Raw genomic sequence first — 15,765 nt, forward strand, 5'->3', positions numbered from 1 at the left:
ATCAATGACCTTAAACGAATTTCGAAATTTAAAAACGCTGTTTGACGGCTATAAGCTGATATTTTGCTACAACGGATATTTGTCACAGGATATTATCGTATCCATCAGCTCCATGATCAAAGAGAAGCTAACGGCAGAAAACACCAAAATGGGTGTCAGCCAGAAAGTGTTGTACATGTTTGTCGAACAGGCCCAAAACATCACCCGCTACTCTGCCGACCAGCTGAGCCAAACCAACGACACCAATCTCAGTTACGGCTCGATCGTCATCGGAACGGAAAATGAGAAATTTTACATTATGTGTTCCAACCGGATCGAAAAATCAAAAGTTCCGGCGCTGCATGAGAAACTGACGGAACTTTCATCCATGTCGCAGGAGGATCTCAAGATGCTCTACAAAGAGAAAATCCGGTCCGAATCGGATCAGGGGAGCAAAGGGGCAAGTATCGGATTCATCGAAATGGCGCGCAAATCAAGCGAGCCTTTTGAATTTGATTTCATCCACGATGACGATACCTATGACTGTTTTGCACTCAAAGTAATAATTTAATTGATGTTAGGCACTTTTCGGGCAAAGCCCGTAAAGTGGCAGGGACTAAAGTCCCTACAACCCCCTAAAGCTACCCGTATCTTTCGGATACGGGAGAAAAATTCCCCTTGTCGCACGTGCTAAAGCAAGGTGCGTAAGGTCAGTAATCTAAACTAAAAAAGGACACCCCATGACTACCCAAATCGTCGAAGCAACAGCGGTAACGCCGAAAATCACCCTGGACCCCACCAAAAATTATTTCAGTTTTGAAGGGGAATCGTATCCGGAAGACGTGAACGCGTTTTACGATCCGATCATCAAACCGCTGGAAACGTATCTGAAAAATGCCGAAGGCAAAGCGTTCGAATTTGATTTCTTTCTGACCTATTTCAACAGCGCAAGCACCAAAGTGTTCTTCAATCTGTTCAATCTCCTTGAAGACGTAACCGAGATGAACTCCGTCACCGTCAACTGGAAACATTACGAAGAAGACGATACGGCCGAAGAGTTCGGACAAGATTTCAAAGAAGATCTCGTAAACGTCTCCTTCAATTTTATAACGCTGTAATCCAAAAGCCCCATGGAACATTGCACCCGTTTCAAATGGCTGAAATCCTAAAATTTTCCCGCTAAAACAGGTACAATACGGCCATGAATACCATCGCCATTATCGGCGGAGGGGCTGCCGGTTTGATGGCAGCGCTGACCGCAGCCCGTGCCGGATCCGATGTCACCCTCTATGAGCATAACAACGGCGTCGGGAAAAAGATATTAGCCTCGGGAAACGGGCGATGCAATATCATCAATACCGCCGCCTCAGCCGACGACTACGCCGGAGCCGACCCTTCATTCGTCACCTATCCTCTCAAACAGCTCAATTTCGGCTATTTTGAAAAATTCTGCCACTCCATAGGGCTCATTCTCGACATCAAGGAGGACGGGCGATGCTATCCCCTCTCCAATGAAGCCAAATCGGTATTGATCGCATTTAAAAGCGCGGTCAGTGAAGCGGGAGTGCACATCCTCACCGATGTATCGGTAACGGCCCTCTCTAAAATAGAGAACCGCTTTATCGTCGAAACCGCTGTGGATAAAAACCGTTTTGACAAAGTACTGATTGCGACCGGCTCCGAAGCCGCGCCTCAGCTGGGTTCATCCGCCGATGGGTATCGATTCGCTAAAAGTTTCGGGCATGAGATCCTCCCGACCTACCCCTCTTTGGTACAGCTCCATTTGGATTCCAAAAATCACCACAAAATGGCAGGGGTCAAGACAACGGCCGAAGTGACCCTTTTCATCGACGGAAAATCCAGAGAGAAAGTCCAAGGGGATATCCTCTTTGCCAATTACGGGATTTCGGGTCTGGCTATCCTCGACATCTCTCAGAAAGCTTCCTATGCCCTCACTAACAAACAACGCGTTAGTATAACGCTCAATCTCCTCCCGCGCTTTGACAGAGCGAGCCTTGTAAACATCATCGAAAAACTGTTCGCCTCCGTCCCGAGGCACGACGTCCATACCGCCCTGTGCGGAGTGATCCCGGCCAAAATAGCGACCTACCTCCTTGAAGATGCCGCCATTGCGCTCTCTACCGCCGTATCCTCCCTAAATCCCAAAGAGATCAAAAAAATAGCCCACCTGATCGGTGAATGGAAGTTTGAGGTGAGCGATACCCACGGATTCAAACACGCCGAAGTGAGCGGCGGCGGGGTAAGTACAGCGCAGGTCAATAACAAAACGATGGAATCAAAACGCGTAGAGGGTCTTTATTTCGCGGGAGAAGTACTCGATGTCGTAGGGAAACGCGGAGGGTATAACTTTAATTTTGCATGGGCCAGCGGGATGATTGCGGGGAAAGAGATGGCGAAATAAGCTTTGTATTTTCTCTTCGCCCTGAGCCTATCAAAGGGTTATTGTTTATTTAGCGTATCATTAGTCGCAAGTACTTTTTTATTTTGTGTGTTGAGCTTTCTTTCTACTTTTTTGATGTCTTCTTGCGGTGCTATATTTTCAGGTACTATTCCTCTGCTCAGCAAGTCTGTCTTACCGCTTCGTTATTTGTAATATGTTCATTGGATATTTCCCGCTCATTGTGCATCCGTTTTTCTTTTGCATTGTAGATGGTAATCTCAGAGGCAAAATCTTTTGCTTTTAGTAAAATCGTAGGCATAAAATCCGCCAAAGGTTTTGTCTCTTTTATTCCCCAACGTTCTTTCATTTGTGCAGTAGTCCGACCAAAAAGTGCTTGATCTCCCTTACTTCGAATGAGGGCAAAATTATCATTTCTTCCTGTTTGTTCATAGATAACTTGTGAAAGTTCTTTTTCTGTTAGTGCTAACTTGGCACGCGCCTGTACCCTTTCAGATTCCAACATCTGCTGTTCTATGAGTTCGGCTTTTCTTGTTTGCATCGCAAAATAGGTTTGAGCAAACGCGATCTCCTGCTTTTTACTATCTCCATTTTGTGCAATGAGATAGCAAGCATAACGAGTTAGCATAATATCGTCTATCTCTTTGACCGCAGATTTTGGCATTTCGATCGTTTTACCGACGTCGGCAAAATGATCGGAAACATTCTGGTTTGATACTTCACATGCTATTTTTGCTTTTGCGATTACATTAACAAAGTTGCTCCATTTTGAATAACCAAGAAGCTCTTGCAAATCTCTAGCCAACCAAAATTCGACACCATCTTCCGTCCGCTGTACGAAATCTTCAAAATTAGCTGTGAGGCTGAGTATTATCTCTTTTTCCATTTGCAATCCCTTTAAAACCTTACGTTTATAACTTTGAATATTATAACAAAAGCAAGTAGAACAGGAGATAGAATAAAGGATGGTAGGAAAACGAGATAGTGAAGTAGTTTTTCCGTCATTCCGTGCTATGACACGGAATCCACACAAAAGATGGATACCGAATCAAGTTCGGTATGACAGAGAGGAGATTACTTTTTCGCGTAACGTTTACGATCGGTTGGATCCAACCAACGTTTACGCATACGGATTGAAAGCGGTGTTACTTCGAGAAGCTCATCGTCTTCGATCCACTCTAATGCACGCTCAAGGTTCATATCGCGTGGTGGTACCAATTTAATCGCTTCATCCGCTCCGGAAGAACGGACGTTTGATTGTGCTTTCCCTTTGATCGGGTTGACGTCAAGGTCGTTCGTACGGCTGTGTTCGCCGATGATCATCCCTTTGTACACTTTTGTTTGCGGGTTGACGAACAATACACCGCGATCTTGAAGGTTGAACAATGAGTACGCTAACGCAACACCGTCTTCCATAGAGATAAGCGCTCCGTACTGGCGGCTCTCAACAGAACCGGTATAAGGGCGGAATTCGAGGAATGAGTGGTTCATAACCCCTTCACCTTTGGTATCGGTCAGGAACTGACCACGGAAACCGATCAATCCACGTGCAGGGATTTCGAACTCTACGCGAGTAAAGCCCTCACCCATCGGTACCATCGCCGTCATTTCCGCTTTACGACGGCCAAGACGCTCGATGATCGTTCCGGCAAAATCCGCAGGAAGGTCGACTACGAGGTGCTCGAACGGCTCACATTTGACCCCTTCGATTTCACGTACGATAACTTCCGGACGGCCGATACCGAACTCGAAACCTTCACGACGCATATTTTCTGCCAAAATCGTAATTTGAAGCTCTCCACGTCCTGAAACCTGGAATTTACCTTCACCGATGGTTTCGTAACGCATCGCAACGTTCGTGTTCATCTCAGAATCGAGACGCTCACGGATTTTGTTTGATGTAACGTGTTTACCCTCTTGTCCTGCAAGCGGAGAGTCATTAACCGAGAAAACAACGGTCAACGTAGGCTCTTCGATGTGCATCGGGTCAAGCGGCATCGGATTGTTAGGATCACAAATGGTATCTCCGACGTCTACGGTTTCGATACCGGCAACGGCAACGATATCACCCGCTTCTGCCGTTTGGATCTCCATACGGTTAAGACCCATGAATCCGATCAATTTAGAAATTTTACCTTTAACCATTTCTCCGTCCGCTTTTGCAAGGAGGATGTTATCCCCTTTTGAAATGCGTCCGTTGAAAATACGGGCGATACCGATTTTCCCGACGTAGTTATCGTAGTCCAATGTGAAAACTTGTAATTGTGTTGGGTTCTCAGGATCACCGGTAGGCTCAGGCACTTTTTCTAGGATAGTGTTGAACAAACACGTGAAGTCACCATCAGGGTCAGACATATTGAGTTTCGCCATACCATCACGAGCTGCTGCATAGATGATTGGGAAATCGAGTTGATCTTCGGTCGCATCCATCGCTACGAAAAGGTCGAATACTTCGTCGACTACACGCTCAGGATCAGCGGAAGGTTTGTCGATTTTGTTGATAACAACGATCGGCTTGAGTCCAAGAGCCAACATTTTTTTAACAACAAATTTCGTTTGAGGCATAACACCCTCATACGCATCAACAAGGATCAAAGCCCCGTCAACCATTTTTAATACGCGCTCAACTTCTCCACCGAAATCGGCGTGGCCCGGAGTGTCGATAACGTTAATTTTATGATCGCCAAAGCGAATCGCTGTATTTTTAGAAAGAATGGTAATCCCGCGCTCTTTTTCAAGGGCGTTAGAGTCCATAGCTCTTTCATTCACCTGTTCGTGGCTGCCATATGTACCGGATTGCTTGAGCAATCCGTCAACTAACGTGGTTTTACCGTGGTCAACGTGCGCGATGACGGCGATGTTACGAATTTTTTGCACTGATTATCCTTGTAGGTAGGCAATGATTTTCGCGAATTATACCTTTTTTTATTTTAAGGATGGTTTAAGCGATGTCACCATTACCCACAAATCACCTATTTAAGAGATGGAATACATATTGCTTTCTACTATTTACCTATCGCATTAAGGATCACGTTATGGTGGTGCAGAATAACAATATCGATCCGAAAGCCGCTCTTCAAGAGCTGCTTACCGGAACGCAGAGCCAACAAAAGAGCAAATCCTCTGATCTTTTTTCCAATCTTCTCGCCTCACTCGCTGAAGGGATGAAAAGTGAAAAAAGCAGCTCCGATGAAAAAACCGCCACCCCTTTCAATGTGATTGTCGATCCTAAAAAAACGGAGAAAAGCACTACCTTGCAACAACTCCTCTCCGGCAATGAGGACCCCCGGCACCTCTTCTCCAAGGAGATCTTGGAATCCCTCGGCAACGATCAGATCCGGACATTGATGCACCGGGCTAAAGAGTATCTTAAACAAGAGATCACCGCAGCATCTCCCGAAATTTCTCTCCCTTCGAAAGGGTTGCCGAAAACGTTGGGAGGATTGGTACAGCTTGCCGATAAAATGGGGCTTAACCCTCAGAGCCTTACCCTCTCCACCGTACTGACGGAACAAGAAGAGAAAGCGGCTGTAGCTCCGGCACTCCTTACCAAACCCCTGTTGGAGGTAAAACGGTTGCATGCCGAACCTTCGTCGGCACCGGTATTCTCATCTATCGCCTCCCCTTTTGAACGTATCGCGCACCTTTTGAACACATCAAAAGCGGCCGGATCCGACAGTAGCGTCAAAACCGAAAGCGGCCGGGGAGAGACTGAACCAACCCTCTCCTCTCTCCTTAAAGGGTTGGATGCCCCCTCCAAAAACGGCCTTCTTAAAGATCCATCGGTTAAAAACGATCTCAAAACAATAATCCAGCCCGATCAGCCCCTCTCCTCTTTGCTTCAGGGGTTAGAGAGCGTATCCGGCACGACACCGAATAAAGATAAAGGTAAAAAAGAGGGAGCGCCGATGCAATCTCTCTCCTCGCTCCTGCACGCTCCGGAGAACACCTCTGCCCAGATGCCCCTGCAGCCGCCTGTGGAATCAAAAGGGGAGACGGCCTCTAAAACCGACGCCCTTATGGCTCTGTTACAGGGGGAACCCAAGAAAGAGGAAGAGGTAAAGGGTGAATCCCTCACCAAAAACGATATCGACCTCTCCAAAATCAGCCAACCCCTAAAAGCCGACGCGCTGGAAGTCAAAGCAAAAGAAGCGCTCCAGGGGTTGCGCCATTTCGCCGCCGATCTTAAAGAGGGGGTCGAGAATTACAAATCCCCCTTTACCCGTCTTACCATGAAGCTGAATCCGGAAAAGCTCGGTGAAGTCGAGGTTACTCTCGTTCAGAGGGGGAACAACGTTCATGTCAATATCCAATCCAATACCATCAGCAGTGTCGCATTTCTAGCCCAAAATGCGACTGAGCTCAAAGCGCAGTTGGCCCATCAGGGGATCACCAACACCACGATGAATTTCATGTCCGGCGGCGAAGGGCAATCCCAAAACCCGCAGCAGCACCATCAGCAGCAGCAGCACCAAAATGTTTTTAAATCGTACCAGTCGCTCGAACAGCTTGAGCTGAACAATGAGCAGCTTAGCGCTCTTGAAATCATTCTACCCCATTACGCATAATCTACTAAGGAGACTATCATGGCAATCGACGCAACCGGCACCACAACCGCCACTACGACCACCGCAACCAGTACAACCAATCCGAAAAGCGTTTTAGGAAAAGACGACTTTTTAAAACTTCTTTTGCTGGAACTCAAATACCAAGACCCTACCTCGCCCATGGACAGCGAGAAAATTCTGGCGCAAACGTCTCAGCTCGCGACACTAGAGTCCAGCGAAAATACCAATAAAGCGCTCTCGACGCTGGCATCCTCACTCGCCGCATCCATGCAGTTTTCAAGTATCTCCGCTATCGGTAAAATCGCCGATACCGGGAGTAACGGAGTGAGTTTGACGGAGGGGAAAGGGATCGATTTTGAACTCTATTTGCCCAATGCCGCCCAAAAAGGGGAGATCAATATTATGGATGGCAACGGTAAAGTACTCCGTACCCTCCAAATCGGTGCTACCGATGCAGGTGTCGCCAAATACAGCTGGGACGGTAAAGACACTACCGGAGCCAATCTCAAAGACGGAATCTACTATATCGAATCCACCTACACCAAAACCGACGGCACCAGCGAATCAACACGGTTGGGGCGCTATCCGATCGAATCCATCAAATTCGACAACGGTAAAACCTATGCCAAGCTCGGATCGAGTTATGTCGATTTGAGCACGATCAAAGAGATCACAACCCACTAAAATCGACCCAGAAGGAGCACAAAAATGATGCAGGGATATTATGCAGGAATCTCGGGAATTCAGACCCATCAATACGCATTGGATGTTATCGCCGATAATTTAGCCAATACGGGGACCACCGGATTCAGAAGCGGTTCCACCGAATTTTCCGATCTCCTGAGCGCTACTTTGTCCAGTACCGAAAATACCCCGACAACGGACGATATCGGGTTGGGTGTCAAATTGCAAACGACCAGCTACAGTTTTGCCCAGGGGGATCTGATGCAAACGGATCGCTATACCGATCTCGCTCTGGACGGAAACGGCTGGTTCGGCACCGTCGACAAAGAGAAAACCTATTTTACCCGAGACGGCCATTTTACCTTCGACGCCTATCAGCGTATCCCCGGCGATCCCACCTCCGCAACTTCCCGGTTGGTGACGGCAGACGGAATGATCGTGACCGGTACGATGCTGAATAATTTTACCTTTGATCCCGCATTCGATTACGGTGATTTGGCATCCAACGGAACCAGCGGAGCGTATGTGATCAATCAACCGGCATCCAGCCTCTCGTTAAGCGACGTCGCGGCACAAACGGCACTGGAGTTTCCGGCCCGTTTATCGTACCCGGCAGAACCGACGACCCAAATCAATTTTTTAGGTAACCTGGGGAGCGATAATAGCGTCAGAGCGATGAACGGCCAAGTGATCAATGCCAAAAATGAAACCAACCGGATCCATCTGGTCTATACCCTCAGTGCGACGCAACCGGCCACAGGGAGCTCATGGGACATTGTCGCTACCGCCGAGTCCAAAGACGGTGCCACTGTTTACGACACCCAAAATGGACAAGCCATTTTTGACGGGGCGGGGGGGTTGACCAGTTTGACTATCCCCCCGATTGACAATAACGGTTCTCCTGTATCCATCAGTTTGGGAGACGGATTCGCCGGCGTCGTTGCCACCGGAGCACTCCCGATCAGTGGCGGGGCACAAAGTAATGGATTGGCCGGTGGAATAATGACCGGCTACAGCATCAATAGCGACGGCGTCATTCTCGCTGGATTTTCAAACGGACGGGAAAGTGCCATCGGGCGGGTCGCCGTCTACCATTTTCAAAACGATCAAGGGTTGAATCGCGATGGGGGAAGCTATTTTACAGAAACCAGCAATAGCGGAAAGCCCCTCTTTTGGAGAGATGCAAACGGCAATACCGTTACCGGAGCAATCGTCCGAAGCGGTAATCTCGAAGCGTCCAATGCCCGTGTGGATGTCGGGCTCACCGATATGATCGTCATGCAAAGAGCCTATCAGGCCAATGCCAAAACCATTACGACCGTGGATGAGATGATCCAAAAAGCGTTACAGATGCATCGGTAGTTTTTGGAATGTTTTTTGCTTTTAATCTTTATTATCTGACCTTACGCACCTTGCCTTAACAGCTACTTCAAGGGAAGTTACTCTCCCGTATCCGAAAGATACGGGAAGCTTTAGGGGGTTGTAGGGACATTTGTCCCTGCCACTTTCTGGGCTTCGCCCAGAAAGTGCGTAACATCAGTTACTATGTATAACGAAAAGGATACCCTATGCTAAAGTCACTTTTCTCCGGCGTCAGCGGTTTGCAATCGCATCAGATTGCAATGGACGTCGAATCCAATAATATTGCGAACGTCAATACCGTCGGTTTTAAATATTCTCGCGCCAATTTTGCCGATTTGCTGGCACAGACAAACCAAATTGCCACGGCACCCCAAGGGGCACTGGGAGGTAAAAATGCGGTTCAGATCGGATTGGGTTCCTCAGTCAACTCCATTACCCATATTTTTTCGCAAGGTTCCATCCAGAATACGGATAAGAGTACCGACGTGGCGATTCAGGGTGACGGTTTTTTTATCGTCTCTCAAGACGGAGGGAATACCAATAAATACACCCGTGCCGGAGACTTTAAATTTGACGGTTTCGGAAATTTTGTCGACAACAGCGGTGCAATCGTCCAAGGGTGGGTGCGCGATAAAACAACCGGTCTGGTCGATGCGACCAAACCGATCTCGGATATCAAAATCACCCCCGGCTTGACGACACCGGCCAATGCCAGCACTCAAATTGTCCTCAAAGCCAATCTAAGCGCCAGCCAGATCGTGGATCAATACGGGCCGACCTACGCACTTGATGCGACAGCGGGGTTAGGGGCCGGTGAAAAAGCCGAAGATATGGGGGTGATGTTTAATGCGAACGGAGAAGGGTTTCAGCTGACCCCCTCAAGCGGAACCGCCGCTGCACCGATAGGGGGGCAGGGGATCGCCGTCTCCTTTGACAACGGTGTGACAACTCAGGATTTTCGCTATACCACCGATACCGCTTTAGCCGGAACCACCGTCGCGGGGACCTACTATTTCCGGACAACCGAAGAGATGCGTGCCGGTTTACAGACACTGGCACAAACCAGATCGGCAGGAGCAACGGTTAGTATCAGCGATCAGGGTAAAATCATTGTCAATAACGCGGCCGGTGCTCTTCCTTTAAACATTACGGCACAGGGGATCGTGGATGGCAACACGATCGAAAATACCCGCTTTAGCAGCACCTTTTCAACGCTCGTAGGGTCATTACCGGTCGGTACCACGTTGAAACAATCGCAATCGATCAATGCCGCAACCCATTCGGCAAGCATCGATGTGTTCGACTCCCTCGGGGGGAAGCATACCGTCAAAGTCGATTATCGCAAACAAAGCGTCAATACTCTCAACGGAACAACCGACTGGGGCTACACCATCAGCGTCCCCCTCCCCAGCTCTATCGGAGGCAATCCTCCGAATGAAAACATCTTAGAGGGGGGGCTCGTCTCCTTTGACAGCAACGGTGCCGTCATGGGATACAATATCCCCAGTATCAACTTCTCGCCCAATAACGGTGCGGCCGCCAATCAAGCGGTCAGTCTGAAATTCGGAACCATCGGCGGGTTTGACGGCTTAACCAGCTTTGACAATCCGTCCGGAACCAGCGGTATTTCACAAGACGGTTATGTCGGAGGAGATTTGGTCGGTATCCGTATCGATCAAAGCGGTACGCTGGTCGGATCGTTCTCAAACGGGCGCTCTTTCGGTTTGGCGCAAATCGGTATGGCCAAATTCACCAATAACGAAGGGTTGATTACCGACGGAGGTAATACCTATCTCCAATCGGCCAACTCGGGAGATCCGATTATCGGTACGGCGGCGACGGCGGGACGCGGATTTATCCAATCTTCGTCTCTGGAAGGGTCCAACGTCGATTTGTCCAAATCATTGACCAACCTCATTATTATTCAACGGGGATATCAGGCCAACGGTAAAACCATTACAACCGCCGATACCCTCCTCGAAACACTGCTCGGTATTAAACGGTAACCCTCGCATCTAATCTTCTTCTCGCATTCACGGCGGGAGGGGGAGACAAAAACAATAGTGATTCTTTTTTTTACGTAGTATATGGATTTTTGGCGGAGGAAAGGAGGCCCAACAACGACTGAACGTTGATGGAGCTTTGAAACTTAAGGAGTTGCGTTATAGAATGGAAAAACACCCTGTGACTTGCTGCGTGTCAATTGGGATGAGCAATTATGAAGGAGTTTAGTAAACCAATAGTAATAAAGCTATCATTCCGATAAAAAAACCCGCGTTTCAGTCTCTTTTTTTATGAATAATGGATTACAATACCCAAATGCGCTGGCGAACACTCAAAAAAAAACACCCGACTCCCCTTCCGACACCGAAAGCAAGAATTCATTACGCCCCTTTTTGGCCTAGAGCACTCGGATTTACGACCGATATTTTTATGATCGGTTTACCCATATCGCTTTTAATGATGTTCCTGTTCGGTTACGATCAGATGCATACGGCTTCGGGTCTGGACGTCATCGTCCACAGCGACAAAGCACGTCTTGCCCCCCCCAATCCGATGGCTTCCATTAGCCAAATGTTCCTTTTTCTGATCACCTATGTCTGGCTATGGCACCTGAGCGGCCAAACTCCCGGTAAAAAACTGGCACAAATCCGTGTGGTAGATGCGCGAACACTCGAAAATGCCCCCTACTGGAAACTTATCCTCCGGTTTATCGGCTATTTTATCTCTTTTATCACCCTGATCGGATTTTTTATCGGAGTGTTCCGGCGTGACAAACGGACCCTTCACGATCTCCTCAGCGGTACGGCCGTTATCCGAGTCCTTTGACGTGCCCTCTCTCATCTCCTCGTTTTACTTCTTCTATTTTGCCCTGATCGGGGTCCATATTATCTTCGTTCCTAAAATCCTCTCAATGGTCGGGTTCAACGCGTTGCAGATCGGCGTCATTTTTGCTTCCGCACCGCTGGTCCGTTTTGCCGTCCCTTTTTTATTTTTAAAAGGGTTCAAACTCGATCAAAAAATGTTTTATACGGCGTTGGGGCTCATGGGAGCGGGAGCCGTAGGATTTTATCCCTCACTGGGGACGTTCTGGTTTTTGCTCGGGGTCAACATCCTCTTTGGGATCGGGATCTCCCTGATCCTCCCCTATGTCGAGGTGATTGCACTAGAACAGATCGGGCGGGAGCGGTACGGGCGGATACGGCTGTTCGGCTCATTCGGTTTTATTGCCGTAGCCCTCATTCTGGTTCACTGGCTCAGCTCTGCGCAGATCGGGATCGGTTTTTTGATCGCAATGGCGCTCCTCACCCTTGTTTTCGGCTCTTTTATCGGTTTGGCCAACCCCCATCCACCCCATCAGGAGGAGAATAGCGAGGAGGGGATATCGGGATTCAATCCGTTTCTGCATCCCTATCTGTGGATCGGTTTTTTTCTGATGCAGGTGAGTTTCGGCCCATTTTACAATTTCTTCACGATCTATACGACCTATCACGGCATCTCTTTGGAGTCGACGGTATGGCTTTGGAGTTTTGGAGTCATTGCCGAAATCGCCATGTTTTACTTTCAGGCCCCCCTCATACGGCGCAACCTCTTTAGTATTCTTTGGATTACCGCATTCATTACCGCATTTCGATGGCTGATCGTGGCACTCTTCCCCAATTCGCTGGAGCTGTTGTTTCTCTCCCAAATCCTTCATGCCTTCAGTTTTGCCCTGTTTCATACGGCAGCGATCAGCGTCTTGTTTTCACTCTATCCGGCGCGCCGTCTCTCACAACAGTTTTTCTTCGGTATTGCCTACGGCTTGGGGGGATTTGTTGGGGCGCTAGGGGCGGGTGTACTCTATCACTATACTCCGGCCTATCTCTTTGCCGGAGGTGCTATTGCGGCACTGGGGGCGGGAATCGCATTTAAACTGCACGCTAATACGCGATAATCAGCGATACCAAAAAAGTACGGTCACTGTTCAAAGAGGGGAACATGTTGAGAAAATTGATTTTATAATTTATCCCCATGGATACATGACGATTAACTCTATTTTCAATTCCCACTTTCGTGTAAATAAAATAGTTTTGCCGCTCTTCCAGATTAAAACGAAAGGTTGATTCTTCGATCAACCTAAGGTCATCTTCAATTTGCCATTGATAAATGGCCCCCACTTTGCTCGATAAAGAATCTCTTATCGGGAGGAGAGCGGGCTTGTCCTGTCCGTACACAAGATCCGCCTGTACATCAAATTTATACTTTTCACGATCGATCACTTTGACTCCGATCCCCGGCTTCATAAAGAACTGGTAGTCGAATCCGCTTAAGCGGTCCTCTTTATACCGCGTCAAATTATTCAGCGAATAGATCCCGTTGACCTTATAATCGTAATTGAGCTCGACGGACCACTTGTCCTTGCTCATGGTTCCGCTTTTGACCGAACGGTAGGCATCCGCGCGGAGATTGACGATATGGTTATCGATCACCGTTGCGACCTTTTTGTCAAATGCAAGGACAACCGTCTCGCAGTACCCTTTGGTATTGATTGGCAAAAATTCGGCAAGGGGGATACTCCCATTATTGTTTCCGGAGACGTTCAGACATCCATCCCCAGCACACACCGACATGGCTAATGCCAATCCGGCAACGGTTCGGATCACAGCTCCCCTTTTCGGACATGCAGATCCATCTGCGGAAACGGAATAGAGATATGGTGTTTGTCAAATTCGAGCTTCACCGCTTCGGTGATTTCGAACTTCACTTCCCAATAAGCTTCTACCGGGACCCACGGCCGTGCATACAGCTGTACGGAGCTTTGCGCCAATGCTCCGACCGCGACAAGGGGAGCCGGTTCCTGAAGCACTTTGGGATGGGAAAGGAGTACCTTCATAATCACCTCTTTGGAGAGTTTCAAATCATCTTTGTAATCGATGTCAAACACCATATCGATGCGCCGCGTCTCATTTCCGGTATAGTTGATGATATTCCCGGCGATCAAAGTACCGTTGGGGATAATAATCGCACGGTTATCCGCCGTCGTTAACGTTGTCGAGAAAAGGTTCATCGCCTTTACCGTCCCCATCACCCCCGAAGCTTCGATAAAATCTCCCACTTTAAACGGTTTAAAAAAGATAATGAGTACGGCCGCACCGACATTGGAGAGGGTATCTTTGAGTGCCAGTCCGATGGCGAGCCCCGCCGCACCGAATACCGCGACAAACGACGTCGTTTCGACCCCGAGATGACTGATGGCGGCAACCACCACCACCACAATGAACGCGACATAGATTGCATTTGCCGCGAACGAAATAAGCGTCTGATCCACGTTTGCTTTTTCCATCCCTTTTTTGCTCAAAGTGACGATTTTTCCCGCAACCCACTTCCCGATCAGAAAAATCAGGAGAGAACCGACGATTTTAATCCCGTATTCGGCCCCGTACTGAATCACCAGATCGGTGTATTTTTCAACTTGTCCAAGCATACGTTTCCTCTCTTATCGATACTCGATGATCTGTTTGAGCGTTAGTCTTTTTTGCTCACTTTGGGGATTAACCCGATATCCGAAGGCACACATCACCGCGACACTGCAGCCGTACTCGATATCGAGAATCGCTTCGACCTCTTCTTTATCAAATCCTTCGATCGGACAGCTGTCGATCTTGAGCGTTGCCGCATAGGTCATCATATTGGCCATAGCGATATAGCACTGTTTGGCCGTCCAATTCTCCAGCAAAAGTTCATCCTCTTCAAGAGGCTTTAGATAATTACCGTACACTCCCAGATAGGTATCGACCGCTTCGGCGCTCAATCCGCGCCGCTCGAACATTTTACGCACATACGGGCTGTCGCTGCGAACGGTATCGTTATCGGTGGTGAAAACGACCAACTCCGAACACTCGATAATCTGGTTTTGATTCCAGCACGACGCCTTGAGCGCTTTGCGCAGTTTTTCATTGCGTACGACGATCACCCGCCACGGTTCCATTCCAAAGGATGAGGGGGAGGTTCGGCACACCTCCAAAATCGATTCAAACTGCTCTGAGGGGATCTGTTTTTCGGTATCGAACCGTTTGCACGCGTGACGAAACGCCATTGCCTCTAAAAATTCGGACATGATGCAACTCCTAAATTACTGATTTTCGGCCGTTAAGACCCGATATTGTGTCTCAATTAATCGGATAATTGTAACGTAGAGAGGATAATAGGGAGTTTCAAAGGAGCCGAGCAAACGGCAATATTTACGATACGTATTCCAAGCGGTACGGGAAGGGCCGGGACGCTCCCGCTTTATCAGCTCAAAACTCACTGCCGCATTGATAAACCCTTTCCAAAGCCGCACCTCATCGTTATCTTCAAAACGGCGTGGATACCAGAGCACTTCAAAATCCTCATGGGCATCATAATAACGCCCCTCCCGTATCGAGAGGAGAAATGCTTCACACCCATCGACTAGAGGATCAAATTCTTGCGCCAATACCCTCGCCCTCCCCGCAAACTGATACAAACATGATTCGGAAACTTGCTCCGAAACTCTTTTAACCGCTCTTTGGAGGATTTTCCGGTATCGCAATAAAAGACGAATACACTCCCCTCCGGCTCGGCACGAAGCAATGGGGGGCTGTAGGTCACCGTCTGTGTCCCAAGAATCGGATTGAGGATCGTATCGATGAGGAGCACCTTAACCCCCCTCTCTTCTAACACCCGTTTATTTGTCAAATACTCTGTTTGCGTCCACTCATCGACGTCAAGATCGACCATTATTGTATCCAT

Annotated in this window: 16 protein-coding genes; 9 read left to right on the forward strand and 7 right to left on the reverse strand. The window is 48.4% G+C overall.

The window, feature by feature from the left end:
* Positions 1 to 4: 4 nt before the first annotated feature.
* From M0P91_RS01915 to M0P91_RS01925, 3 genes are all read left to right on the forward strand, one after another.
* Positions 5 to 550 carry a SiaB family protein kinase gene (locus M0P91_RS01915; RefSeq protein ID WP_295063704.1) on the forward strand — a complete coding sequence of 182 codons (546 nt, stop codon included), beginning with the start codon at positions 5 to 7 and terminating at the stop codon, positions 548 to 550.
* Positions 551 to 719: 169 nt separating this feature from the next.
* Positions 720 to 1,097, forward strand: a complete 378-nt coding sequence (locus tag M0P91_RS01920; RefSeq protein WP_295063707.1) for a DUF1987 domain-containing protein — start codon at positions 720 to 722, stop codon at positions 1,095 to 1,097.
* A gap of 83 nt (positions 1,098 to 1,180) precedes the next feature.
* The gene (locus tag M0P91_RS01925) at positions 1,181 to 2,401 is read left to right on the forward strand and encodes an NAD(P)/FAD-dependent oxidoreductase (protein WP_295063710.1); all 1,221 of its coding nucleotides are present in this window, start codon (positions 1,181 to 1,183) and stop codon (positions 2,399 to 2,401) included.
* Positions 2,402 to 2,558: 157 nt separating this feature from the next.
* Here M0P91_RS01925 and dinD read toward each other — a convergent pair whose 3' ends face one another.
* Both dinD and typA read right to left on the reverse strand, forming a co-directional pair.
* Positions 2,559 to 3,284, reverse strand: coding sequence for a DNA damage-inducible protein D (gene dinD / locus M0P91_RS01930; RefSeq protein WP_295063713.1), 726 nt, complete (start codon positions 3,282 to 3,284; stop codon positions 2,559 to 2,561).
* Between the two features lie 188 nt (positions 3,285 to 3,472).
* Positions 3,473 to 5,275 (reverse strand): translational GTPase TypA, encoded by a 1,803-nt coding sequence (typA, locus tag M0P91_RS01935; RefSeq protein WP_295063716.1) that lies wholly within the window; start codon positions 5,273 to 5,275, stop codon positions 3,473 to 3,475.
* Between the two features lie 158 nt (positions 5,276 to 5,433).
* On the opposite strand from typA, the gene M0P91_RS01940 reads away from it, so the two are divergent.
* The 6 genes from M0P91_RS01940 (at position 5,434) to M0P91_RS01965 (ending at position 12,946) form a co-directional block, all read left to right on the forward strand.
* On the forward strand, positions 5,434 to 6,966 hold the full coding sequence (locus tag M0P91_RS01940; protein ID WP_295063719.1) for a flagellar hook-length control protein FliK: 1,533 nt from the start codon (positions 5,434 to 5,436) through the stop codon (positions 6,964 to 6,966).
* Positions 6,967 to 6,984: 18 nt separating this feature from the next.
* Positions 6,985 to 7,650, forward strand: coding sequence for a flagellar hook capping FlgD N-terminal domain-containing protein (locus M0P91_RS01945; RefSeq protein ID WP_295063722.1), 666 nt, complete (start codon positions 6,985 to 6,987; stop codon positions 7,648 to 7,650).
* A gap of 24 nt (positions 7,651 to 7,674) precedes the next feature.
* Positions 7,675 to 9,012, forward strand: a complete 1,338-nt coding sequence (locus M0P91_RS01950; protein WP_295063725.1) for a flagellar hook protein FlgE — start codon at positions 7,675 to 7,677, stop codon at positions 9,010 to 9,012.
* Positions 9,013 to 9,218: 206 nt separating this feature from the next.
* The gene (locus M0P91_RS01955; protein ID WP_295063727.1) at positions 9,219 to 11,018 is read left to right on the forward strand and encodes a flagellar hook-basal body complex protein; all 1,800 of its coding nucleotides are present in this window, start codon (positions 9,219 to 9,221) and stop codon (positions 11,016 to 11,018) included.
* A gap of 313 nt (positions 11,019 to 11,331) precedes the next feature.
* Complete coding sequence (locus tag M0P91_RS01960; RefSeq protein ID WP_295063730.1) at positions 11,332 to 11,841, forward strand: RDD family protein; 510 nt, start codon at positions 11,332 to 11,334, stop codon at positions 11,839 to 11,841.
* A complete protein-coding gene (locus M0P91_RS01965; RefSeq protein ID WP_295063733.1) occupies positions 11,783 to 12,946 on the forward strand; it encodes an MFS transporter in 1,164 nt (387 codons plus the stop codon). The genes M0P91_RS01960 and M0P91_RS01965 overlap by 59 nt, the downstream gene beginning before the upstream one ends.
* On the opposite strand, the gene M0P91_RS01970 is transcribed toward M0P91_RS01965, so the two are convergent.
* From M0P91_RS01970 to M0P91_RS01990, 5 genes are read right to left on the reverse strand one after another with little or no spacing between them, the layout of a single operon-like run.
* Positions 12,933 to 13,655, reverse strand: a complete 723-nt coding sequence (locus tag M0P91_RS01970) for a DUF481 domain-containing protein (protein WP_295063735.1) — start codon at positions 13,653 to 13,655, stop codon at positions 12,933 to 12,935. The two genes, M0P91_RS01965 and M0P91_RS01970, sit on opposite strands and share 14 nt — an antisense overlap.
* On the reverse strand, positions 13,652 to 14,476 hold the full coding sequence (locus M0P91_RS01975; RefSeq protein ID WP_295063738.1) for a mechanosensitive ion channel domain-containing protein: 825 nt from the start codon (positions 14,474 to 14,476) through the stop codon (positions 13,652 to 13,654). Before M0P91_RS01975 ends, M0P91_RS01970 begins: the two co-directional genes overlap by 4 nt.
* A 12-nt stretch (positions 14,477 to 14,488) precedes the next feature.
* Positions 14,489 to 15,109 (reverse strand): NAD(P)H-dependent oxidoreductase, encoded by a 621-nt coding sequence (locus M0P91_RS01980; RefSeq protein ID WP_295063740.1) that lies wholly within the window; start codon positions 15,107 to 15,109, stop codon positions 14,489 to 14,491.
* A 15-nt stretch (positions 15,110 to 15,124) separates the two neighbouring features.
* A complete protein-coding gene (locus tag M0P91_RS01985; protein ID WP_295063743.1) occupies positions 15,125 to 15,469 on the reverse strand; it encodes a DUF309 domain-containing protein in 345 nt (114 codons plus the stop codon).
* Positions 15,445 to 15,765, reverse strand: a complete 321-nt coding sequence (locus tag M0P91_RS01990; RefSeq protein ID WP_295063746.1) for a hypothetical protein — start codon at positions 15,763 to 15,765, stop codon at positions 15,445 to 15,447. The genes M0P91_RS01985 and M0P91_RS01990 overlap by 25 nt, the downstream gene beginning before the upstream one ends.

The organism is Sulfuricurvum sp., assembly GCF_023229695.1.
Classification (GTDB): Bacteria; Campylobacterota; Campylobacteria; order Campylobacterales; family Sulfurimonadaceae; genus Sulfuricurvum.